Annotated in this window: 16 protein-coding genes; 3 read left to right on the top strand and 13 right to left on the bottom strand. The window is 76.3% G+C overall.

Features of this window, described 5'->3' with window-relative positions; all coding sequences use genetic code 11:
* Nucleotides 1-24 precede the first annotated feature (24 nt).
* Both MN205_RS00415 and MN205_RS00410 read right to left on the bottom strand, forming a co-directional pair.
* A complete protein-coding gene (locus MN205_RS00415) occupies nt 25-366 on the bottom strand; it encodes a hypothetical protein (protein ID WP_242123207.1) in 342 nt (113 codons plus the stop codon).
* A gap of 181 nt (nt 367-547) precedes the next feature.
* A complete protein-coding gene (locus MN205_RS00410) occupies nt 548-3,250 on the bottom strand; it encodes a replicative DNA helicase (RefSeq protein WP_374115796.1) in 2,703 nt (900 codons plus the stop codon).
* A gap of 331 nt (nt 3,251-3,581) precedes the next feature.
* On the opposite strand from MN205_RS00410, the gene MN205_RS00405 reads away from it, so the two are divergent.
* Nucleotides 3,582-4,940 carry an MATE family efflux transporter gene (locus tag MN205_RS00405; RefSeq protein ID WP_242123205.1) on the top strand — a complete coding sequence of 453 codons (1,359 nt, stop codon included), beginning with the start codon at nt 3,582-3,584 and terminating at the stop codon, nt 4,938-4,940.
* A gap of 21 nt (nt 4,941-4,961) precedes the next feature.
* On the opposite strand, the gene MN205_RS21335 is transcribed toward MN205_RS00405, so the two are convergent.
* From MN205_RS21335 to MN205_RS00370, 7 genes are all read right to left on the bottom strand, one after another.
* A complete protein-coding gene (locus MN205_RS21335) occupies nt 4,962-6,482 on the bottom strand; it encodes a diguanylate cyclase (RefSeq protein ID WP_242123204.1) in 1,521 nt (506 codons plus the stop codon).
* Nucleotides 6,483-6,611: 129 nt separating this feature from the next.
* Nucleotides 6,612-7,064, bottom strand: a complete 453-nt coding sequence (gene rplI, locus MN205_RS00395; protein WP_242123202.1) for a 50S ribosomal protein L9 — start codon at nt 7,062-7,064, stop codon at nt 6,612-6,614.
* Between the two features lie 14 nt (nt 7,065-7,078).
* A complete protein-coding gene (rpsR, locus tag MN205_RS00390) occupies nt 7,079-7,315 on the bottom strand; it encodes a 30S ribosomal protein S18 (protein ID WP_012085900.1) in 237 nt (78 codons plus the stop codon).
* 140 nt (nt 7,316-7,455) lie between these two features.
* Nucleotides 7,456-8,040 (bottom strand): single-stranded DNA-binding protein, encoded by a 585-nt coding sequence (locus MN205_RS00385; protein ID WP_242123200.1) that lies wholly within the window; start codon nt 8,038-8,040, stop codon nt 7,456-7,458.
* Nucleotides 8,040-8,336 carry a 30S ribosomal protein S6 gene (gene rpsF, locus MN205_RS00380; protein ID WP_242123198.1) on the bottom strand — a complete coding sequence of 99 codons (297 nt, stop codon included), beginning with the start codon at nt 8,334-8,336 and terminating at the stop codon, nt 8,040-8,042. Before rpsF ends, MN205_RS00385 begins: the two co-directional genes overlap by 1 nt.
* Before the next feature lie 249 nt (nt 8,337-8,585).
* Nucleotides 8,586-10,037, bottom strand: a complete 1,452-nt coding sequence (locus MN205_RS00375; protein ID WP_242123195.1) for a glycosyltransferase 87 family protein — start codon at nt 10,035-10,037, stop codon at nt 8,586-8,588.
* Between the two features lie 14 nt (nt 10,038-10,051).
* Nucleotides 10,052-12,358 (bottom strand): transglycosylase domain-containing protein, encoded by a 2,307-nt coding sequence (locus MN205_RS00370; protein WP_242123193.1) that lies wholly within the window; start codon nt 12,356-12,358, stop codon nt 10,052-10,054.
* 315 nt (nt 12,359-12,673) lie between these two features.
* On the opposite strand from MN205_RS00370, the gene MN205_RS00365 reads away from it, so the two are divergent.
* Nucleotides 12,674-13,981, top strand: a complete 1,308-nt coding sequence (locus MN205_RS00365; RefSeq protein WP_242123190.1) for an MFS transporter — start codon at nt 12,674-12,676, stop codon at nt 13,979-13,981.
* 48 nt (nt 13,982-14,029) lie between these two features.
* Here the strand turns inward: MN205_RS00365 and MN205_RS00360 are convergent, their stop codons facing one another.
* Both MN205_RS00360 and MN205_RS21330 read right to left on the bottom strand, forming a co-directional pair.
* Nucleotides 14,030-15,883 (bottom strand): hypothetical protein, encoded by a 1,854-nt coding sequence (locus MN205_RS00360; protein ID WP_242123188.1) that lies wholly within the window; start codon nt 15,881-15,883, stop codon nt 14,030-14,032.
* A 121-nt stretch (nt 15,884-16,004) separates the two neighbouring features.
* Nucleotides 16,005-18,314, bottom strand: coding sequence for a molybdopterin-dependent oxidoreductase (locus tag MN205_RS21330; RefSeq protein ID WP_242123186.1), 2,310 nt, complete (start codon nt 18,312-18,314; stop codon nt 16,005-16,007).
* 245 nt (nt 18,315-18,559) lie between these two features.
* Here MN205_RS21330 and MN205_RS00350 point away from each other — a divergent pair, with 245 nt between their 5' ends.
* Nucleotides 18,560-20,479: a GGDEF domain-containing protein gene (locus tag MN205_RS00350; RefSeq protein WP_242123185.1), complete on the top strand. Its 1,920-nt coding sequence runs from the start codon at nt 18,560-18,562 to the stop codon at nt 20,477-20,479.
* Nucleotides 20,480-20,483: 4 nt separating this feature from the next.
* On the opposite strand, the gene MN205_RS00345 is transcribed toward MN205_RS00350, so the two are convergent.
* Entirely contained in the window at nt 20,484-22,229 is a 1,746-nt protein-coding gene (locus MN205_RS00345; protein ID WP_242123183.1) for a GAF domain-containing SpoIIE family protein phosphatase, read from the bottom strand.
* A gap of 1 nt (nt 22,230) precedes the next feature.
* A complete protein-coding gene (locus tag MN205_RS00340) occupies nt 22,231-23,055 on the bottom strand; it encodes an aldo/keto reductase (protein WP_242123181.1) in 825 nt (274 codons plus the stop codon).
* Between the last annotated feature and the right edge of the window lie 74 nt (nt 23,056-23,129).

Raw genomic sequence — 23,129 nt, 5'->3', positions numbered from 1 at the left:
GGGCCGGCCCGTCCGGGCGGACCCTCAGACGGTGGGGTCCCCGTCCGGCAGGCCGGTCACCGTGGTCAGGAGGAACACGGAGTCCTCCAGGGCGGAGACGGAGTGGCGCTGGTGGACCAGTTCGACCAGTTCACCGCCACCGACCTCGGTCTCCTCGTCGCCGGCGGTGATGCGCACCCGGCCGACGAGGACGTGCACGCTGCCCGCCTGGGGCGGGTTGTGCTCGGAGAGGCCCTCACCGGCGCGCAGGGCGATGAGGGTCTGGCGCAGGTGCCCGTCGTGCACGAGCAGGTGCGCGCTGCGGCCGTGCGCGGAGGCGCGCGCGGTGTTCAGGTGCTCGTCGGTGGCGCTTCGCAGGTCGACCACGGTGTCCTCCCGGGGGGTGCGTGCTGGCTGGTGATCAGTCTCCCGGTGGGGGTGGCGCCCCGCACGCGGGGCACGCCGCGTCCTCGGGGACCTCCCGCACCGCCCCGCACCCCGGGCACACCAGGTGCAGCCAGCAGCCCACCCCGCCGCCGTCCCCCTCGCCGTCCACACCGGTCCCCCGTCAGGTCGCCATGTCCACGAAGCGCGAGTAGTGACCCTGGAACGCCACGGTGATGGTGTCGGTGGGGCCGTTGCGGTGCTTGGCGACGATGAAGTCCGCTTCGCCGGCGCGCGGGGACTCCTTCTCGTACATGTCCTCGCGGTGCAGGAGGACGACCATGTCGGCGTCCTGCTCGATGGAGTTGTGGACGGCGATCCCGTTGGCGACGAAGTTGTGACCACCGGCGACGGTCGCGTCGAACACCTGCTCCTGCCCGTCCGGCTCGACGGCGACGACCTCGTCCCACAGCACGTCGTTGACGGCCATGACTTCCAGGTCGGCGTCGCCGAGCACCTCCGCGACGCGGGCGAGACGGGCGCGCGACGGCGCGTGCTTCCACATCGTGCTGCCGCAGAACTGCGTGCCCATCGCTGCCGCGAACTCACGGTGCGTCATGCCCTTCTCCACGAGAGCGCGGCGCACGTCGTCCCACACCTGCCGGGGGACCGTGTCCACGTTCGGATTGCCGCTGAGGTCGCGCACCACGTCGAGCAGACGCTCGGCGGAGGCACCGCGGGCTCCGTGGACCCCGATCTCTTGCAGGAAACGGCGCTGGTCGTCGACGCCCGACACGTCGAGCGTCCAACCCGAGCGGTACGAGCCCTTCGGCGTCGCCTGCCGCACTCTCGTGGAGACGCCGAAGCGCAGCAGCAGCCGGGACAGGTCCTCCACGAGTCGACGACTCGTGGAGGCGTAGTAGATGCGCCCACCACGCCCGCCGGCGTGGACGGTGACCGAACCGTCCGTAGCCCAGATGTGTCGTAGGAAGAGGGCCACCTGCCGCTTCGGCAGGTGGAAGAGCTCCACGGGAACGAACTTCTCGTAGCTGCGCAGGCCGAAGAGCCCGAGGTCGTCCAGCCACTCGGCGATCGGGTTCCGCTTCCCGTGGGTGAGGCGGTACGGAGCGGGCAGTCGCAGCGTGGTGCACCGCGCAGCCGCGTACTCGTCGCGCACGGCAGTGATGCCGAACGCCGAGGCGGCTGCCTCGGTGACGGCCACGAGGTTGGCCTCGTCGACGCTGGCGTAGCGCAACGGCTGACGACGCACGAACGAGCCGTCGCCGATCAGGTGCGCGAGCAGCAGGACGCGGTCGTCCTCCCAGCTGGCCACCCGCTCGGGCCCAGGAACGTGGCGCGGCACCGCGAGGCGGTCCCCGGCGCTCAGCTCACCCAGCGGCCGCCACCCGTCGTAGGTGAGGAACGGGTGGTTCGCGGTCGCCCGCACCTCCTTGCCGGAGGCGAGGCGCAGGCGGAAGACCGGCTTCACACCGGTGGGGAACACGTGGGTGAGGTGGCGGCGCACGTAGCGCAGCGAGTCGTCCAGCGCCCACACCGGCACGTCGCGGGCCTGGAGGGCGAACAGCTCCTCCATGCTCGTCTCCGCGCCGGTGTCCGCGCGCAGGACGCGCGTGTCGGCGGTGAGGCAACCGGACTCGCGCAGGTCGCTCATCTGCGGCTTCTTGTCGGTGCGCTGCTCCGGGCCTCGGTTCAGCTGCGACAGCGCGATGACGGGGACCTCGAGCTCCTTCGCCAGCAGCTTCAGGGCGCGGGAGAACTCCGAGACCTCCTGCTGGCGGCTCTCCACCCGCTTGCCGGACGTCATCAGCTGCAGGTAGTCGACGATGACGAGCTTGAGGTCGGCGCGCTGCTTCAGCCGCCGGCACTTCGAGCGGATCTCCATCAGCGACATGTTCGGCGAGTCGTCGATGTACAGCGGCGCCTCGGAGATCGACCCCATGGTGCGGGCCAGCTTCGTCCAGTCCTCCTCGCGCATCGTGCCCTTGCGCATGTTCTGCAGGGGGATGCGCGCCTCGGCGGACAGCAGGCGCATGGAGATCTCGTTGCGGCCCATCTCCAGGGAGAAGATCACCGACGCCAGGCCGTGCTTGATCGAGGCGGCGCGGGCGATGTCCAGTCCCAGGGTGCTCTTGCCCACGGCCGGCCTCGCCGCGATGACGATCATCTGGCCGGGGTGCAGGCCGTTGGTCAGGCCGTCCAGGTCGGCGAAGCCGGTGGGCACGCCCACCATGCCCTCGCCGCGGTGGGAGCTGGCCTCGATCTCGTCGATGGCGCCCTCGATGACGTCGCCGAGGACGGCGTAGTCCTCCTTCACCCGCTTCTCCGTGACCGCGTACACCTCGGCCTGGGCGGAGTTGACGATGGCGTCGACGTCCATGCCGTCGGCGCCGTAGCCCATCTGCACGATGCGGGTCCCGGCCTCCACGAGGCGGCGCAGCACGGCGCGCTCGCGGACGATGCGGGCGTAGAAGCCCGCGTTGGCGGCGGTGGGGACGGTGGAGATGAGGTCGTGCAGGTACGGGGTGCCGCCGACGCGGGCGAGCTCGCCGCGGTTGGTGAGCTCCGCGGAGACCGTGACGGGGTCGGCGGGCTCGCCGCGGGAGTAGAGGTCGAGGATCGACTCGTAGATCAGCTCGTGGGCGGGGCGGTAGAAGTCGACGCCCTTGAGGACCTCCACGACGTCGGCGATGGCGTCCTTGGAGAGCATCATCCCGCCGAGCACGCCCTGCTCGGCGGCGATGTCCTGCGGGGGCATGCGCTCGAACGCCTCGCTGCCCACCTCGGGCCCGCGGTCGCCGCCGTCACCCCGCCGCCGGGGACCCTTCGACCCTCCGGACCGGGCCGGCGCGTCGTCGAACGTCGTCACGCTGGTGAGCCCCTCTTCCCCGCCACCCGGAGCCGGCCGGGACGGCCGTCCACCGGTACTGCCACCGCTGTCGACCGAGGTCTACCGGCAGGGTCCGACACCACGGTCCCGGCACATTGACGCACTCGGGGAGCAGCGGTCAAACCCGCCTGTGCACAGGCCGGTTGACAACCTGTGGACGAGTTGGGGGTGGTGGTGCACAGGGCGTGGACAACCCTGGGGACAACCTGCGGATCTGCGCCCCCCGCCATCCACTCACCCCCTTTGACCTGCGACGATGCCGTCCACCCGCTGTGGAGGGGAAATCCACCGGGACGACGGGAGGCCGACGGTGGGGTTGCGGTTCGGTGACGGTTCGGTGCGGGGGCTCAAGGCGGGACCGCGGGACGCCGACATCGCCCGGTTGGCCGTGCCCGCGCTGGGCGCCCTCGTGGCCGAGCCGCTGTTCCTGCTGGCCGACTCGGCGATCGTCGCGAGCCTGGGCACGCTGCCGCTGGCGGGGCTGGGGGTGGCCGGGGCGGTGCTCAGCGCCGCCGTCAGCCTGTTCGTCTTCCTCGCCTACGGCACCACCGCGTCCGTCGCCCGCCGCCTGGGCGCCGGGGACGCGCCCGGCGCCCTGTCAGCCGGCGTGGACGGGGTGTGGCTGGCGCTGGGCCTGGGCACCGTCGCCGCCGTCCTCGCGCACGCGGCCGCCGGACCGCTGGTGGACGCCCTGGGCGTCTCCGCCGAGGCCCGCCCGTACGCGCTGACGTACCTGCGGGTCAGCCTGTGGGGGCTGCCCGGGATGCTCGTGGTGCTCGCCGCGACCGGCGTGCTGCGCGGCCTGCAGGACACCCGCACGCCGCTGGCGGTCGCCGCCTCCGGCGCCGGCCTCAACGTCGCCCTCAACCTGCTGCTCGTGCACGGCGCCGGCTGGGGCATCGCCGGGTCCGCCGCCGGCACCGCCGCCACGCAGGTCCTCATGGCCGTGGTCCTGGCGGCCGTGGTGGTGCGCGGTGTGCGGCGCTCCGGTGCCCGGGTGCGCCCGCACGGCCTGGGCGTCCTGCGCAGCGCCCGCGACGGCGTGCCGCTGCTCGTGCGCACCCTCACGCTGCGGGTCGCGCTGCTGCTGACGACGTACGTGGCGGCCGCCCAGGGCGACTCCGGGCTCGCCGCCCACCAGGTGGCGATGACGGTGTGGACGACCACGGCCCTCGCGCTGGACGCCCTCGCCATCGCCGCGCAGGCCCTCGTCGGGCGCGACCTGGGCTCCGGGGACGTCGCCGGGGTGCGCGCCACCGTGCGCCGCACCTCGCAGTGGGGGGTGGCCGTCGGCGCCGTCCTCGGCGTGCTCGTGGCGGCGACCTCGTGGCCGGTGGCGGGCCTGTTCGCCCCCACGGCGCAGGTGCGCGGCGACCTGGCCGCCGCGCTCGTGGTCGTCGGCCTGAGCCTGCCGGTGGCCGGCTGGGTGTTCGTGCTGGACGGGGTGCTCATCGGCGCCGGTGACGGGCGGTACCTGGCGCGCGCCGGGGTGGTGACCCTGGCGGCGTACGCGCCGCTGGCCCTGCTGGTGCTGGCCGTGGCGCCGCCGGGCCGCGCGGGACTGGTGTGGTTGTGGGTGTCCTTCGCGGGGGCCTACTCCACGGCCCGGCTGCTCACGCTGGTGCGGCGGGAGCGCTCCGGCGCCTGGGTGGTCACCGGCGCCGGCTGAGCGGGCGGCCGGGGAGGCCGGTCAGCCGACCGGCTGCGCGGGCGGGGGCACCGGCTGCGCGGCGGGTGCGGGAGCCGGCGCAGGCGCCGGCACGGCCGGTCCGGCGGCCGCCGCCGCGCCGGCCGGCACGACCCGGTCGCGGCCGGCGTGCTTGGCCTCGTACAGCGCCGCGTCGACCCGGGCGACGAGGGCGGCGAGCGTCTCGGCGCGGTCCCACTGGGCCACGCCGGCGGAGAACGTCTGACCCAGGGGGGTGCACGGGCGCAGCCGGCCCACCGCGTCGGCGGCGGCGTCCAGGTCGTGCTCCGGCAGCAGCACGAGGAATTCCTCCCCGCCCCAGCGGGCCAGGACGCCGCCGGTGCCGGCGAGCCCGGCGGTCCATGCGGCCGCGGCCTCCGACAGCAACCGGTCGCCGGCGGGGTGGCCGAAGGTGTCGTTGAAGCTCTTGAAGCGGTCCAGGTCCAGCAGCGCCACGGACAGCGGCTGCCCGCCGGCGAGCGCGGCCTGCTGCAGGCGGTGCAGCTCGGCGTCGCCGCTGCGGCGGTTGGGCAGGCCGGTGAGGGCGTCGGTGCGGGCCAGCGCGGCCAGCTGCTCGGACTGCTGCTGCACGCGCGTGAGCAGACCGGACATGCGCAGCACGACGAGGACGAAGAGGACCACGGAGCTGAGACCGACCGCCCACAGCTCCGGGGACAGGCCCAGGGCGAGCTGCAGCAGCATCGTCCCGGGCGAGAGCAGGCTGGCGAGCATCAGCGCCAGCAGTCGCCCCCGGCTGAACTCCACGCCGGTGGTGGGCTCCACCTCCGTCAGCCGCCGCATCGAGGGGTGCAGGGCGGCGGCGGCGATGCACGCGTACGAGGCGAGCCAGCCGGCGTCGAGGATCGGCGAGTAGACGCCGTCGAGGCTCTGCACCTGGTAGGCGCTGTCGCTGACGAGCATGATCAGGATCCCGGCGCCCAGGAGGCGGAACGAGGCGGTGCGGGCGCCGCTGGAGGTGAGCAGGCGCACCAGCAGCGCGAGCAGCAGCACGTCCCCGACGGGGTACAGGGCGGCCAGCACGCGCGTCGCCACGGAGGCGCTGCCGTCGGCCAGGGTGGGCTGCATGAGGAAGATCCAGCTCAGCAGCACGAACCCGATGGTGATGATGGCGGTGTCGATGACGCCCTCGCGGTCGCCGCGGCCGGTGCGCGAGCGCACGAACGACCACAGCCCCAGCGCCAGCAGGGGGTAGGCGGCGAGGTAGAGGACGTCGGCCACCGAGGGGAACGGCTCGATCCCCACCACGAGCTCCAGGTAGGAGTACACGAGGTCGCCGAGCGCCCACGCGGCCACCCCGGCGGCGACGAGCCACCACCCCGTGGGGTTGCGGGGGCGGCGCAGGCGGGTGCCGACGGCCACGAGCGCGGCGCAGGTGAGCCCGGTGAGGGCGTGCACGGCGGAACGCAGGAGCCCGTCCGGCAGGACGGCCCACACGACGACGAGCGACGGGGCCGCCACGCAGTGGGCCCGGAAGGTCAGGGTCGCCAGGTCGGTGGTGCGCACGTGGTGGCATCGGCGCCCGCGGTGGTCGCCTGCACGGGCGGGCACCCGTTCGGAGCAGGACCTCCGGACGCGCGGAGGGCCGGCCGCGCGGTGCGCGGCCGGCCCCTGCTGTGCGCGGTGGTGAGCCGCTCAGCCCTGGGCTGCGACGACGTCGATGGTGACGGTCGCCGACACCTCGGGGTGCAGGCGCACGAACGCCTTGTGCACACCGACGGTGCGGATCGGCTGGGGCAGCTCGACCTTGCGCTTGTCGATCGCCGGGCCACCGGCGGCGGTCACGGCCAGCGCCACGTCCGCCGGGGTGACGGCGCCGAACAGGCGCCCGCCCTGGCCGGCACGCGCGGCGTACGCCACGGTGCGCGACTCGATCGACTGCTTGACGGCCTTGGCGTCGTCGATGCTGGCGATCTCGCGGGTCTTGCGAGCCTTGCGGATCGACTCGACCTGCTTCTCGCCGCCCTTGGTCCACGGCGTGGCCAGGTTGCGCGGCAGGAGGTAGTTGCGGCCGTAGCCGTCCTTGACCTCCACGACGTCGCCGGGCGTGCCGAGGCCGGACACCTCGTGGGTGAGGATGAGCTTCATCTCGTCCCTCCTCCTCAGCGCGCGGAGCTGCTGTAGGGCAGCAGCGCCATCTCGCGAGCGTTCTTGATCGCCTTGGCGATCTGACGCTGCTCCTGGACGGACACGCCCGTCACCCGGCGCGCGCGGATCTTGCCGCGGTCGGAGATGAACTTGCGCAGCAGCGCGGTGTCCTTGTAGTCGACGGCCTCGATCTTGGCCGCCTTGAGCGGGTTCTGCTTCTTCTTGGGCTTGCGCACGGGCACCTTGGCCATCGTGGTGCTCCCCTCTCGTGAGAGCCCGGGGTGCTGCCCCGGGATGACGTCGTTCGTGGTGCTCGGTGGGCCGCGGCGGGTGCCGCGGCGCACCGAGGGTCAGGCCGCGCGGGGCCTGGAGTGCTGCGGGGCGTCGTCCGTCAGAACGGCGGGTCGTCGTTGGACGAGCCGCCCCAGCCGCCGCCGGACCCCTGCGAGGGGCCGGTGGCCCAGGGGTCGTCCTGCTGCTGCTGGCCGCCGCCGGAGCTCGCGCCCCAGCCGCCGCCACCGCCGGGGTTGCCACCGCCGGAGCCGCCGCCACCGGGGTTGCCGCCGCCACCGAAGCCGCCGCCGCCGCCGAACCCACCACCGCCGCCGCCGCGGGAGGCCTTGGTGACCTTCGCGGTGGCGTAGCGCAGCGAGGGGCCGACCTCGTCGACCTGCATCTCGATGACGGTGCGCCGCTCACCCTCCTTGGTGTCGAAGGTGCGCGACTGCAGGCGGCCGGTGACGACCACGCGCGTGCCGCGGGTGAGGGACTCGGCGACGTTCTCCGCCGCCTCGCGCCACACCGAGCAACGCATGAACAGCGTCTCGCCGTCCTTCCACTCGTTCGACTGGCGGTCGAACGTGCGGGGGGTGGAGGCGACGGTGAAGGAGGCCACGGCCGCACCCGAGGGGGTGAAGCGCAGCTCCGGGTCGTTGGTCAGGTTGCCGACCAGCGTGATGACGGTCTCGCCCGCCATCAGGCGGCCTCGGCGCGGAGCAGCTTCGTCCGCAGCACCGCCTCGTTGAGGTTCAGCTGGCGGTCCAGCTCCTGCGCCACGGCGGGCGTGGTGTTCAGCTCGACGACGGCGTAGATGCCCTCGGACTTCTTCTTGATGTCGTAGGCCAGGCGACGGCGGCCCCAGATGTCGACCTTGCCGACCTCGCCACCGCCCTGGCGGACCACGTTGAGGAACCGGTCGAGCGACGGGCCGACCGTGCGCTCCTCCAGCTCCGCGTCGAGGATCACCATGAGCTCGTACTGACGCGCGCTCATTCCCCACCTCCTTCGGTCTCAGGCGGCCACGGTCTCTCCGTGGCAGGAGGGTCTCGGTGCGTCGACCGCGCCCTGGGACGGGCACGGAACCGCAGCAGTCTACCGGCCCCTCGGCACTCACCGTGCCGCACGGTCCGGGCGGCACCCGCCCCGTCCACAGCGGCCCCGGCCTCCCCCGCCCCGGCCGCCCCTGGGGACACCGCGACGGCCCCCACCGGCGGCGTGCACCACCCGCGCCGGACGGCGGCCTCAGGCCACCCGCACCACCAGCGCGTCCGGCCGCCCGTCCACGTCCCCGCCGGCCGGGTCGTCCAGCCCCTCGCCCCGCACCGGGTCGCGCCACGGCGAGCGCACGTCGCGCACCACCACGACGACCAGCCACGCCACCGCCGCCAGGCGCAGCAGCAGGAACAGCGCGTAGAACTGCGGCGGCAGCGCCCGCTCGGGCGTGGACTGCCCGGCGATGAACAGCCACACGGCGCCGAAGGACGCCGCCTCCGCCGCCCACCACAGCAGGTGCTCGCGCCAGCGCGGCACGGCCAGCACCGCCAGCGGCGCCAGCCACAGGGACGCCTGCACGGGGAACGCCGGGCCGAGCAGGCACACGCCAGCCACCAGCAGGAACGCCACCTGCGGCAGGCGCGGCCGGCGCGGCGCCCACAGCACCAGCAGGGCCACCAGCAGCACCCACGCGAACCAGGTGCACAGCGTCAGTGCGGTCACCGCGCCGGGCGGCAGGCCGGTCGCGTCGGCGTCGCCGCCGGCGCGCTCCACCAGCTGCGGCAGCAGCCACGGCGAGCCGTACCCGGCGGGGCGGCCGAACCAGTCGCGCAGGTGCGCGCTCCAGGCGCCCGGGGCGGCCAGCGCGACGGGGGCGCTCACCGCCACCCACGCGGCGACGGCGACGGCGAGCGTCGTCAGCGCCGCCCGGCGGCGGCCGGCGCGCAGGGCGACGAGGGCGATCGCCAGGAGCAGCAGCAGCGGGTAGGTGCGGGCCGCGACGGCCAGGCCGAGCAGCAGCCCGGCGGCCACCGGGCGCCGCCGCGCCCACGCGGCCAGGCCGGCGGTGGCCAGGGCCACGCCCACCAGGTCGAAGGAGACCAGCGCGGTCAGCACCAGCAGCGGGCTCAGCGCCAGCAGGAGCGCGTCCCAGCGCCGGCGCGCCCCGGCGGCGACGGCCACGGCGGCGACGGTGACGAGCGCGGCCACCAGCACGACCACGGCGGCGGCGTCGAAGTAGCCGCGCTGGGCGTCGGCACCGGTGCCGTCGGGGGCGAGCAGGCCCACCAGCCAGGCGAGCGCCGCGGTGACCGGCGGCTGCCCCAGGGACGTCCCGTCCGCGTAGGGGCCGAGCCCCTCCGCGAGACCCGAGGAGGTGTAGACGACCGGCAGGTCGGAGTAGCAGGCGTGGGTGAACTGGTCCGGGGTGCTCCAGCCCCGCGCCCGGCAGTGGTGCTTGGTGAGCGCGCCCAGCGCCACCAGCACCGAGGTCAGCGCCAGGAGCACCGGCAGGGGCCGCGCCCACCACGGCCCGGGCCCGGCGAGGCGACGGCCGGCGGGGCCGCCGACCACCTCGCTGGCCCCGCGCAGCACGGGGTCGGCCGCGGTGGGCGGCAGAGGGGTGGGCGGCAGATGGGTGGGCGGCAGGGGGGTGGGCGGCTGCGGGGACGCGGGCGGGGGCGCGGGGGTGCCGGTGCTCACGACAGCAGCTTGACCTACCCGGCGGCGCCCGCGGCGCTCGGCGCGGCGGTGCGCCCCGTCCCCGCCGCCTCGCCGGCGGCGCCGGTGCTCGCGGCCTCCTCCTCGTCCTCGTCCCCACCACCGCCGGTGGCGGTGGTGGTGGCGGTCGGGCGGGTGGAACCGGTCGGGCGGGACGTGGCGGTGGCCGTGCCGCTCGGCCGGGAGGTCGAGGTGGCCGACGAGGTCGACGTCGGGGTGCCGGTGGGCGAGGCGTCGTCGGTGGGCGAGGCGGTGGCCGTGCTCGTGGCCGACTCCGTGGGCGTCGCCGTGGGGCTGGAGCTGCGGGTCGACGTCGAGGAGGACGACGACCCGCGCGAGGACGACGAGGACGACCCGCGCGAGGAGCCCACGTAGGCGGGGTCGGGGAAGTCCTGCTCCTCGGTGCCCTCCAGCGCGCCCTCCATGAAGTCGGTCCAGATCCGCACCGGGTAGGAGCCGCCGGTGACCTCGCCGCCGCCCAGGTCCAGCGACTGCGCCTCGCCGTCCGGCCCGGACTGGTACAGCGCCACGGACGCCGCAAGCTGCGGGGTGTAGCCGGCGAACCAGGCCGACTTGTTGCTGGAGGAGGTGCCGGTCTTGCCGGCCGCGGGGCGGCCCAGGTTGCGCGCGTAGCGGCCGCTGCCCTGCTGCACGACCTGCTGCATGGCGTAGGTGGCGTCGGCGACGACGTCCTCGGAGAAGACGCGCTCCTGCGCCGGGGAGGCGGTGTAGGAGCGGGTGCCGTCGGCGTCGGTGACGTTGACGATGGTGTGCCACTGGGTGCGCACGCCCTGCGCCGCGAAGGTCGCGTAGGCCTGGGTGACGTCGATGGGGTGCGGGGAGGCGGTGCCGAGCACGTTGGAGATGGTGGTGTCCTGGTCCGCCAGGCCCGCGGTGCCCTGCGGGTAGCCGGCGCGGATCGCGACGTCCCGGGTGGCCTCGGGGCCGACCTCCTCGTTGAGTTGCGCGTACACGGTGTTCACCGAGTTCGCCGTCGCCGTCAGCAGGTTGATGCGCCCGTAGGACCGGCCGCCGAAGTTGGAGACCTTCCAGTCGTCCACGGTCATCGGGCTGGCGCCGCTGTACGTGCTGCGCAGCGAGGTGCCCTCCTCCAGGGCCGCCACCAGGGTGAACGGCTTGAAGGTGGAGCCTGCCTGGGCGGTGTCCTGGGTGACGGCGTTGCGCTGGCGCTCCAGGTAGTCCGCCCCGGCGTACATGGCGACCACGCCGCCGGTGGCGGGGTCGATCGCGGACAGCGCCGCGTGGAAGCCCTCGGGCAGCTCCTCGGGCAGCCGGTCCTGCACGGCCTCGACGGCCGCGGCCTGCGCCTGCGCGTCGAAGGTGGTGACGATGCTCAGGCCGCCGCGCTCGACCTCGGCCTCGGTGAGGCCCACGGTGCTGACCAGCTCCCGCTTGACGGTGTCCAGCAGGTAGCCCTCGGGCCCGGCGAGCTCGTTGTCGTCGGTGTCCTCGACCGTCTCCGGAAGACCCGCCGCGGCGCGCTCCTCGGCGGTGAGCCAGCCCTCCTCGACCATCCCGTCGAGGACGTAGTCGACGCGCTGGGCGGCGGCCTCGGCGTCGTTGTGCGGGTCGTAGTTGCTGGGCGCCTTCAGGACGGCGGCCAGCAGCGCGCCCTGGGAGGCGTCCAGCTGCTCCACGTCCACCCCGAAGTACTCCTGCGCGGCGGCCTGGATCCCGTACGCGCCACGGCCGAAGTACACGGTGTTGAGGTAGTCCTCCAGCGTCTCCGCCTTGGTCTGCTGCTGGTCGATCTTCAGCGCGAGGAAGAACTCCTTCGCCTTGCGGGTGTACGTCTGCTCGGCCGACAGGTAGTAGTTCTTCACGTACTGCTGGGTGATCGTCGAGCCGCCCTGCTGGGTGCCCTCGCTGAGGTTGCTCCACAGCGCGCGGGCGATGCCGCTGGGCGAGACGCCCCGGTTCTCGTAGAAGGAGCGGTCCTCGGCGGAGAGGACGGCGTGCTGCACGACCTCCGGCACCTGCTCGATGTCCACGTCCTGCCGGTTGACCTCGGAGAAGGTGCCGATGGGCGTGGTGCCGTCGGAGTAGTAGACGGTGCTGGTCTGCGCGTCGGCCAGCTCGTTGGGGTCCGGCACCTCCACCAGCGCGTACGCGGTGGCGAAGCCGGCCACGCCGAGGACGAGGCCGGCGACGAACAGCCCGCCGAGCCACGCCAGGGCGCGCCGGCCCCGGCGCCGGCGCGCGGACGGGCGGGCGGCACCCCGCCGGCCCGGCTGCTGCGGGCGTCGGGACGACGAGGCGGGGTCGGGACGACGTGCAGCCACTGCGGTCTGGTCCTCCGGGCGTCGGGCGCGGTGCGAGCCGGGCTCGCGTCGCGGCGCGGGTGCGCCGCCGGTGCATCGGCAGTCGCCGGCCGGATCTTCAGCGGGGCCGTACGCGTGCCCGGGCCCCCACCCGCCGGCCGTCCCAGTATGCGCGCCACCCGGCGCACCACCCGCCACGCGGGACAGCCGCGCCGGGTGTGCACGAGACCTCCACCACCGCCCCGACCGGCTCGCGCGTCCCGGCCCCGCCCCGCCGCGTCGTCCCGCCCCCGCAGGGGGGCACCGGGTCGGCGCGGGCCGACGTAGCGTGGCGGCGTGCCGCGCTCCGGAGTCCTCGCAGAGCTCGCGCGGCTGGCCGGCACGTCCCGCTACCGCCACCTGCTGGGGGTGCGGCTGGCCGGGCAGTCCGCCGACGGCGCCTTCCAGGCCGGTCTGGCGTCGCTGTTCTTCTTCTCCCCCGAACGGCAGGCCAGCCCCGAGCAGGTGGCGTTCGCCTCGGCGGTGCTGCTGCTGCCGTTCACGGTGGTGGGCCCGTGGGCGGGGGTGCTGCTGGACCGCCGCCCGCGCCGCTCGGTGCTGGGTCTGGGCAACCTGCTGCGCGCCGCGCTGGCGGTGGGCGCCGCCGCCGCCCTGGCCGCCGGGGCGGGGGACGTGCTGGTCGGCGCGCTGGCGCTGGCGGTGCTGTCGGTGAACCGCGCGCTGCTGGCGGGGCTGTCGGCGGCCCTGCCGCGGGTCGTGGTCCCCGAGCAGCTGGTCATCGCGAACTCGGTGACCCCCAGCGCGGGCACCGTCGCCGCCGGCACGGGAGCGGCGGTCACGGTGGCGCTGACGGCCGCCGCCGGCACGGGCGGGTCCGCGGACGTGGTGGCGCTGCTGGTGGCGGCGGGCGGGTACCTGCTGGCCGGTGCGCTGGCGCTGCGCTTCCCCCGCGGGCTGCTCGGCCCGGACCCGGCGGCCCGGCCCGCCGCGGCGCGCGGTGCCGCGGCGGTGGTGCGCGACAGCGTGCGCGACGTGGTGGCGGGCGTGGCGCACCTGCGCGAGCGGCGGGCCGCGGCGGCGGCGCTGAGCCTGGTGGCCTGGCACCGCTGGTCGTTCGGCCTGACGACGGTCGCGGTGGTGGTGCTGTGCCGCCGCGTCCTGGGCGAGGGGGACCCGGCCGCCGGGCTGGCCGCGCTGGGCGTGCTGCTGAGCGCGGTGGCCGCGGGCTCCGGTGCGGCGGCGGTGCTGGCGCCGTGGGGTGCGCGACGCGGGCGGCTGCGCGGCTGGATCAGCGGCTGCCTGCTGGTGGCGGGCGCCGGGCAGCTCGTGGTGGGGCTCAGCACCTCCCTCGCGGTCCTGGCGGTGGCCGCGGCGGCGCTCGGCCTCGGCGGGCAGGGCTCGAAGATCGGGGTGGACACGGTCGTGCAGCGCAGCGTCGACGACGCCTACCGGGGCCGGGTGTTCACCGCCTACGACCTGGTGTTCAACGTCAGCTACTGCCTGGCGTGCGGGGCGGCGGTGCTCGTGGTGCCGGCGGACGGGCGGCTGGGCGCGGTGGCGGTGCTGCTCGCCGCCGGGTACGCGGCGCTCGCGTTCGCGCTGGCGCGGCGGCGGGTGGGGGTGCGCACCACCGCGGCGCCCTGACGCGGCGCCCTGACGCGGCGCCCCGACGCGGCGCCCCGACGGGTCGGCTCAGGACGGCGGCGGGGCCTCCGCCGGGCTGGACCCCACCGGGCTGGACGCGCGCGGGGTGAACTCGCCCGGGGTGAACCCGCCCGGGGTGACGGGCGGGGCCTCGGGCACCGGCGGCTCGGTCGACGTGGAGGACGTCGGGGAGGTCGAGGACGTCGAGGGGGTCGGTTCCGCCGGCGGGACGGCAGGCGGGGGGAGCGGGGGCTCGGTGGTGGCCGGCGGCGCCTCGGGCGGCGTCGTCCCGGGTGCCGGCGGGCTCGGTGCCGGCGGGCTCGGTGCCGGCGGGCTCGGCACGGTCGGCGGTGACGGCGTGACCGGCGGCGGCACCCCGGGTCCCTGCGCGGCCGGCGGCGGCACGACCGGCGTCGCGGTCGGCGGCGGCACGGGCACCACCGGCGCCGAGGTGGCCGCGGGAGGACCGGACGGCGCCGCCGGCGTCCCGGCCGCCGGCGGCGCGGACGGGCCCGCGGGGGTGCCGGGGGCGGGTGCGGACCCGCCCGTGCGGGCCGGCGCCCGGCCCGTCGCGGCGGGCCCGTCCGGCGCCTCGCCCGACTCCTCCCCCGCCTCCTCGCCCGACGGCTGCTGCGCGGAGGGCTCGGGCGCGGCGGGCGCCGAGGTGGGCAGCACGCCGGTCGGCGGCGGCTGCACGATCGCCACCGGGTTCGGCACCTCGTCCAGACGCCCCTGCTGGACGGCGGTGACCGCGATGGCGGTGCCGGCGGTGGCCAGCAGCAGGGCGCCGACGACCACCGCGAGGGGCCGGCGGGGCAGCGTGCGCACGCGGGCGGGGCGCGCCGAGGCCGGCGCCGGTGCCGCGGGGACCGGCGACGCCCACGCGTCCGGCCCCTCGGGCACCGGGGCGGGGGTGGCGACGGCGCGCATGGCGTTGACCCAGCCCGGCAGCCGGTCGGGGCGCTGACGGGGGTCCTGGGCCAGGCCCTCCAGGAGCAGCTCGGCGATGCGCGGGTGGGCGGCGGTGTGCGGGGCGGCGGCGAGCTGCCGGCGCACCAGCGCGGTGTCGAGGGCACCGTCGGCACCGGTGGCGGGGGGCTGCCCGGTCAGGACGAACACGGCCGTGGCGGCGAAGGAGAAGACGTCGCCGGCCGCGGACGGCAGCTCACCCGCCCGGACCTCGGGGGCGGTGCAGGGGCCGGGCTCGCGCGCGGAGCCGTCGGCGCGCAGGCCGCCGAGACCGGCGCCGGCCAGCCGCACCCCGTCCCCGGGGAAGAACCCGCCGAGCCGCACGGTGCGGGGGGTGAGGGCGCCGTGCACGAGGGGCGGGGAGTGGTCGGTGCCGCGGTGCAGCTCCTGCAGGACCCCGGCGGCGGCGGCCAGGACGGCGAACCGCTCCTCCACGCCGGCACCGGGGTCGTCGCGCAGCCAGTCGGCGACGGAACGCCCGGGAGCCTGCTCCACGACGGCGTAGTTCCAGCCGTCCTCGGCGCCCGCCACGCGACCCGGGGGGTGCGGGGCGGGTCCGGTGAAGGTGCTCAGGACCGCGGCGAGGCGCTCGTGCCGCACGCGCGCCAGCCCGGCGGCGCGTTCGCGCCACGTGCGCTCCACGGCCGCCGGGTCGGGGGGCGGCGCTCCGCCGTCCTCCCCCTCCGGCCCGTCCGCCCCGGCCGTCGCGGCCGCGGCGACGGGGGGCCGCAGCGCCACGAGCGTGAACAGCGCCTCACCGGCCGCGGCGCGGTGGTCCAGGACGTGCCACGCCTCGTCGGGCCCGTCGGCCTCGCCGAGCAGCTCGTAGCGGTCCGGGTCCCCCGGCGGCCCGGCGCGGTGCCGGACCACGGAGGGGACGTCGGACGCGGAGGTCAGCCTGTCGTCCGGCCAGCCCTCGGTCACCTGTGGCACCTCCGCGCCTCGGCGGTGCGGCCCGCGCACCTGGTTGGGCGACCATGATGCCTCAGGAGTGGCCCGAACGGGTGAATCCCGGACCGCGGGAGACCCGCACCCGTCCCGGGGCCGGCGGCGCTCAGGCGGGGTGCGCCGGGACGGGCTGGTCGAACACCGTCACCCGCGGCACCGGCCCGGTGTGCGCGCTCACCTGGACGGCGGCGTGCTGGCCCGTGCACGCCTGCGCGAGCCGCGAGGAGCCGACGTCGCGGGTGAGGACGTTGACGTTGCCGTAGCCGCAGGTGACACCCGCCTCGGCGCCGGCGACCGGGTCCCACCAGGCGCCGGTGGACATCTGCACCACGCCGCGGCGCACCGCGTCGGAGACGACGAGCCCGCCGAGGCAGCTGCCGCGGCGGCTGCGCACCACGACGACCTGCCCGTCGGCCAGGCCGCGGGCCGCGGCGTCGTCCGGGTGCAGGCGCACCGGTTCGCGCCCGGCGACCTTGCCGGCCTGCGAGTGCGCGCCGTGGTCGAGCTGGCTGTGCAGGCGGGTGGCCGGGTTGTTCGCCACCAGGTGCAGCGGGAACTCCTCGTCGGGTGCCTCGTCGGTGGGCAGGTGGACGGGGTGGCCGGGGCAGTCGTCGTAGCCGAAGGCCTCCACGACGGGCGAGTGCAGCTCGATCCGGCCGCTGGGGGTGCGCAGCGGGAACCGCTGCGGGTCGGCGCGGAAGGAGGCGAACATCACCTTCTCCTCCGGTTCGTCGGGCAGCAGGAACTCCCCCGCCGCGCGGAAGTCCGCGTACGGCGGCGGGGTGAGGCCGGCGCGGGCGGCGGGGCCGGTGCGCCACTCCTCGTACAGGTGCTCCACCCACTCCTGCGCGGTGCGGCCCTCGGTGAACCGCTCGCCGGCGCCCAGGCGCTGGGCGAGCGCGGACAGGACCGCGTAGTCGTCGCGGGCCTCCCCCAGGGGTTCGTGGACCCGCCCCATGTGGATCAGGCGGTCGTCGTACCGGGCGGCGCCGACGTCCTCGCGCTCCAGCGTGGTCGTCGTGGCGAGCACCACGTCGGCGTGCCGGGCGGTGGTCGTCCAGAACGGTTCCTGGACGACGACGGTCTCGGCGGCCCGGAACGCGCGGCGCAGCCGCTGCAGGTCCTGGTGGTGGTGGAAGGGGTTGCCGCCGGCCCAGTGCACCAGGCGCAGGTGCGGGTAGACCTCGTGCCGGCCGTCGACCTCGTACGGCTCCCCGGGGTGCAGCAGGGCGTCGGCGATGCGGGCGACGGGGATGCGCAGGCGCAGCGGGTCGGCGAACTGCGGCAGCGTCGGGAGCGGGTAGTGGCCGGAGCGGCGCCCGACGCCGCCGGTGGAGGCGTAGCCGTGGCCGAAACCCCCACCAGGCAGGCCGATCTGCCCGAGCAGGCAGGCGAACGCCACCGCCGCCCACAGCGGCTGCTCGCCGAAGCGGGTGCGCGCCACGGACCAGCTGACGGTGACCAGGGTGCGCCCGGCGGCGGCGCGGCGGGCCAGCTCGCGGATCGTCGCCGCCGAGACCTGCGTGATCCCCTCGGCCCACTCGGGGGTCTTCACCACGCCGTCCCCGGCGCCGTCGAGGGAGGCCAGGAACTCCTCGGTGCCGGAGCAGCAGCGGGCCAGGAACCCCTGGTCGTGCAGGCCCTCCTCGACCAGCACCCGGCACATCGCCAGCAGCAGCGCGGCGTCGGTGCCGGGCACGGGGGCGATCCACTGCGCGTCCAGCTCGGCGGCGAGGTCGTCGCGCAGCGGGGAGACGAGCACGAACTCCGCCCCGCGGGCCTTCGCGCCGCGCAGCCGACCGGCGATCTCGTGGCGGCTGATGCCGCCGCTGGCGACCTCGGAGTTCTTCGCGGGCAGCCCGCCGAAGGCGAGCACGAGGTCGGTGTGCGCCTCGACGCTGGACAGCGCGGTGGGCGACAGGAGGGGTTCCTGGTTGCCGACGACGTGCGGCATGAGGACCTCACCGACGCCGTGGCTGTACGTCCAGGAGGAGCGGACGGCACCGCCGAGGCAGTGGGAGAAGCGGTGGATCTGGCTCTGCGCGTGGTGGAAGCGCCCGGCGCTGGCCCACCCGTAGGAACCGGCGAAGACGGCGGTGGGGCCGTGCTCGCCCAGCACGCGGGAGTACTCGGCGGCGAGGCGGTCCAGGACCTCGTCCCAGCCGACGGCGATGAACTCGTCCTCCCCGCGGCGCCCGTCCGGGCCTGGGCCGTCCTCCCACCAGCCGCGGCGCACGTGCGGTCGCAGCACGCGGGCGGTGGGCGTGGCGGCGACGGGGACGTTGCCCAGCAGCGGCGAGGGGTCCGGGTCGTCGGGGTGGGCGTGGACGGTGACGCGGCCGTCGGCGCCGGTGGTGGCGGTGAACGCCCCCCAGTGGGAGGAGTGCGGGGTGCCGAGCGGGGTCGTCGTGCTCACGCCACCAGGATCGCCGATGCGCGGGCGTGCCCGGTGCGCGCCCGCCTCGGGCGAACAGCGCCTCGACGTCCAGGGTGGTCCCCCAGCGCTCCGGGTCCACGTGCAGCAGCACCGTCCCCTCCACCCCCGCGGTGGTCTCTCACGGCTGAGCGCTCACCCGTGCGAGATCACCGCGGGTGGGGGGCTGCCGGAGTTCACCCGGACGGAGGGCTCAAGTCCCGCCCCGCACCTGCCGATGAGGGCGCATGAGCACCACGACGCACCGTCACGACGACGGGTTGCAGCTCGCCCGCGCGGGGGAGGTGGACGGCGCCGGGGATCGGAGGGGATCCCGGCGCCCCGCCTCCCCCCGTTCGGCGGGGGTGCGCCTGGCCGTGACGACGGCGGTGCTCGTGGGGGCCCTGATCGCCCTGACCCCCGCGGTCGGTGGGACGGGCACGCCGGACGCCCCCGTGTGGTGGCCGGCGGCGGGTGCGGCGCTGGCGCTCGCGGTGCGGCAGCCGTCCCGGCGGTGGTGGTGCGTCGCCGGGACGCTCGCCGGCAGCGCGCTGGCGCTGCGCTGGCTGGGCGTGGCCCCGGCGCTGACGGCCGTCCTCGCCTGCGCCCAGGCGCTGCAGTGCGCCGTGGGTGCCTCGGTGACGAGCCTGCTGACCGGTGGTCGGCCGGTGCGGATGCGCACCACCCGCGACGCCTGGCGGCTGGCGGTGGGTGCGGGGGCGGGCGTCGCCGCGGCGTGCGCGCTCGTGCAGTCCACGCCGGGCACCGGCGGGGCGCTGGTGCACGCGCCCGCGCAGCTGCTGGGCGTGCTGCTGGTGGCGCCGCTGCTGCTGCCGGCCGGGGCGCCGCGCGCGGTGGACCGGCGCACCCGCGCCGCCCGCACGGAGTGGGCCGCGGCCCTGGTGGCCTCCACCGCCGCGGCCGTGGCGCTGTTCTGGCGGTCGGGCCCCGGCCCGTGGTCGTTCCTGGTGGTGGTGCCGGTGCTGTGGGGCGCGGCGCGCCTGGGGCTGGGCCGTGCGATGACCTGCCTGTTGGTGGTGGTGGTCGTGGCGACCACGGGCACCGCCGCGGGCCTGGGCCCGTACGGGGGGTTCGCCGACGGGCACCGCACCGCCGTGCTCCAGGCGCTGCTGTTCACCTGCGGGGCGGTGACGATGGTGATGTCGCTGGTGGTGCGGGCCCGCGAGCGCGCGGTGGTGGAGGCCGGCCGGCGCGAGGAGCTGTTCCGCCGCACCTTCGACGACGCCCTGCTGGGGGTGGCGCTGCTGCGGCTGCGCGCCGACGGCACCGCGGTCGTCGCGCGGGTCAACGACCGGCTGGCCTCGATGCTCGGGCACGACGTGCCGGTCGGCTCCGACTGGTCGCAGCAGGTCCACGAGGAGCACCGCGAGGCGTTCACGGCGGCCGTGCACGGCATGGTCGAGCAGGTGCGCACCGGGCGGAGCGCCCACTGGCACGCCGAGGTGCAGCACGGCGACGGCGACGTGTGGCTGGAGCTGGCGGCGTCGGCGTGGCCCACCTCCCGCGAGGACGGCCGCGACGGCGAGGTCGCCGCGGTGGTGCAGGTCGTCGACGTCACCCAGCGCCGGCTGGTGCAGCGCCGGCTGCGCGAGGCCGCGCTGCACGACGCGCTGACCGGCCTGGCGAACCGCACGCTGCTGGAGGACCGGCTGCGCCTGGCGCTGGGTGCGGCGGGCCGCTCGGGCCGGCGGGTGGCGCTGCTGTACTGCGACCTGGACGACTTCAAGCCCGTCAACGACACCGGCGGGCACGCGGCCGGCGACCACGTCCTCATCGGGGTGGCGGAACGGCTGAGCGCCGCGGTGCGCCCGGGCGACACGGTGGCCCGCATCGGCGGCGACGAGTTCGCCGTGGTGTGCCCGGACCTGCCGGACGCCTCGGCCGCCGAGGCGGTCGCCGAGCGGATCGTGGCGGCGATGGCCGAGCCGTTCGAGGTGGCGGGGTGGAGCTTCCCCGTCGGCATCAGCGTGGGGCTGTCGATCGCGACCCCGGGGGCGGACGCGCAGCGGGTGCTGCAGGAGGCCGACGGGGCCATGTACGAGGCGAAGGCGGGCAAGGGTGGCCGGGGCCGGGCCACCGGCGGCGCGGTGCGCTCGGCGTCGGCGCGCGTGGTGGACCTGCGCACCGGCGAGCGCGGGGGGCGCTGAGCGCTCAGCCGCGCGGCTGCGGGTCGAACGCCACCGCGAGCAGGGCGCAGTCGTCCTCGCCGCGGGTGCCGACGAGCTCGGCCAGCAGCGCGTCCAGCAGGTCCTCCAGCGGCAGGCGGTGCAGCCGGGTCAGCGTCGCGCGCACCCGTTCCAGGCCGCCGGCCAGGCTGCGGCCGCGCTGCTCGATGAGCCCGTCGGTGTACAGCAGCAGCACCGAGCCGTCGGGGACGTCGACGTCGTGGTCGTGCCGCTCGGCGTCGTCGAGCAGCCCCACGAGAAGGTTCGGCGGGGTGCGCAGAAGCTCGGTGCTGCCGTCGGGTCGCAGCAGGACGGGCGGGGGGTGCCCGGCGTTCGTCCAGCGCAGCCGGCGCGCACCGCGGGCGGCGCCGGCGGCGTCCTGCTCGACGCGGGCCAGCACGAGGGTGGCGAGGGCGTCGACGCCCAGCCCCAGCAGCGCGCGGTCCAGGCGGCCGACGACGTCGGTGGGCGGCTCGGGGCGGTCCCAGGCGAACGCGCGCAGCAGCCCGCGCACCTGCCCCATCGTCCCGGCGGCCCGGGCGTCGTGGCCGGCGACGTCGCCGACGACCAGGTTCAGGGCCCCGTCGGGCAGCACGACCGCGTCGTACCAGTCACCGCCCACCTGCTCCTCGCGGGCGGCCGGCACGTAGCGGCCGACGGTGCGCAGCGAGTCCACGTGCGGCAGCGTGGGCAGCAGGGACCGCTGGAGGACCTCGGCGTGCGTGCGGTGCCGCTCCTCCAGCTGGGCGCGGTGCACGGCCTGGGCGGTGAAGCGGGCCAGGGCGCCCCACACCTCCTCCTCCGCCCGCAGCCCGGGGCGCTCGTCCGGCCACAGCAGCACCAGGACGCCGAGCGGCTGACCGGCGACGGCCAGCGGCAGGAACGCGCTGGCGCCGGGCACCTCGGAGCGTGCGGGCGCCTCGCGCGCGGCGGGTGGCGGGAAGGCGGCGTCCAGCTGGGCGCGGTCGGCGAACAGCAGGGGGCGGCGCGCGCGGGCGGCGGCCGCGACGGGCGAGTCCCCGTCGAGGCGGGTCACGGGCCAGCCCGGTGGGTCCCCGTCCGCCGCCGGCCGGGGGTGCAGCGCCCGGTCGGGGCCGGTGCGCAGCAGCAGCACCGAGCGCGCCCCGCCGAGCTGGGCGCGGGTCACGGCGGTGACGGCGGCGTCCACCTCGGGCACCGAGCGGGCGCCCACGAGGGTCTCGGCGAGCGCCAGCAGCAGCCGCTGGCGCTCCTGCACCACCCGCAGGCTCAGCTCCGCCGAGCAGGCCGCGGCCAGGTCCTCCAGGACGGCGACCTGCTCGGGCGTCCAGCTGCGCGGCTGGTCGTCGATGGCGCACAGCACGCCGACGACGGGGTGGTGCGCGCCGGCCGGTTCCCCGGAGGAGGGGTCGGCCAGGCGCACGGGCGCCCCGGCGTAGGCGACCACGCCCAGGTCGGGGATGGCCAGGGAGTCCGCGGTCAGCGGGTCCTGGCGGGCGTCGGCGACGGTGAAGGTGCCCCCGGAGGTCACCACGTGCCGGCACAGCGAGTGCGTCAGCGGCGTGGCGCGCCGGCTCTGCCACGGTTCGGGCAGGCCGACGGCCCCGGGGAACACCTGCTCCTCGGCGCTGACCATGGACACCAGGCCCACGGGTGCGCGCAGGGCGACGGTCGCCAGCCGGGCGAACCGGTCCAGGTCCGGGTCGGGGCGCGAGGGCAGCAGGGTGGCGGCGGCCAGCCCGTGCCGGGGCACGTCAGCCGAAGGTGTCGGGGTCGGGGCCGGTGCGCTGGTCGCGGTTCAGGGCGCTCAGGGCCGCGACCTGCTCGTCGGTGAGGGTGAACCCGAACACGTCGATGTTGCTCTCGATGCGCGACGGGGTCACCGACTTGGGGATGACGACGTTGCCGAGCTGCAGGTGCCAGCGGATGACGACCTGGGCGGGTTCGCGGCCGGTCTCGGCGGCGATGCGGGTGACGACGGGGTCGGAGAGCAGTTCCCCGCCGCGGGCCAGGGGGCTCCACGCCTCGGTGGCGATGCCGTGCTCGGCGTGGAAGGCGCGCAGGTCCTCCTGCACGAGGTAGGGGTGCAGCTCCACCTGGTTGACGGTGGGGACGATGTCGGTCTCGTCCATCAGCTTGCGCAGGTGGGTCTTCTGGAAGTTGGAGACGCCGATGGTGCGGATGCGCCCGTCGCGGTGCAGCTCCTCGAACGCCTTCCACGTCTCGACGTAGTCGTCGCGCTGGGTGGGCCAGTGGATGAGGTACAGGTCCAGGTGCTCCAGCTGGAGCTTGGCCATGCTCTCGTCGAAGGTGCGCAGCGTGGCGTCGCGGCCGTGCCGCTCGTTGGGGAGCTTGGTGGTGATGAACACCTCCTCGCGGGGCACGTCGGTGACGCGCAGCGCGTCGCCGACGCCGGCCTCGTTGCCGTACCCGGCGGCGGTGTCGACGTGCCGGTAGCCGGCACCGAGGGCGTTGAGGACCACCTCGGCGGTCTGCTCCTGCGGGACCTGCCACACCCCCAGACCGAGCTGGGGGATCTCCACCCCGTCGTGCAGGGTCAGGTTCGGGACTGCGGGCACGTCGTCTCCTCGATCGTCCGGGCGGGGGGGGGGGGGGGGGGGCGGCCCCCCCCCCCCCCCCCCCCCCCCCCCCC

This window comes from Kineococcus sp. TRM81007, from assembly GCF_022669155.1.
Taxonomy (GTDB): Bacteria; Actinomycetota; Actinomycetes; order Actinomycetales; family Kineococcaceae; genus Kineococcus.
Note: the sequence above shows the minus strand (reverse complement) of the source record. Positions and strands in the feature narration are given on the sequence as shown.

Excerpts from the sequence above, each read along its gene's own strand:
- rpsR (WP_012085900.1), bottom strand. The coding sequence starts at position 7,315 with ATGGCCAAGGTGCCCGTGCGCAAGCCCAAGAAGAAGCAGAACCCGCTC.
- MN205_RS00385 (WP_242123200.1), bottom strand. The coding sequence starts at position 8,040 with ATGGCGGGCGAGACCGTCATCACGCTGGTCGGCAACCTGACCAACGAC.
- rplI (WP_242123202.1), bottom strand. The coding sequence starts at position 7,064 with ATGAAGCTCATCCTCACCCACGAGGTGTCCGGCCTCGGCACGCCCGGC.
- MN205_RS00350 (WP_242123185.1), top strand. The coding sequence starts at position 18,560 with ATGAGCACCACGACGCACCGTCACGACGACGGGTTGCAGCTCGCCCGC.
- rpsF (WP_242123198.1), bottom strand. The coding sequence starts at position 8,336 with ATGAGCGCGCGTCAGTACGAGCTCATGGTGATCCTCGACGCGGAGCTG.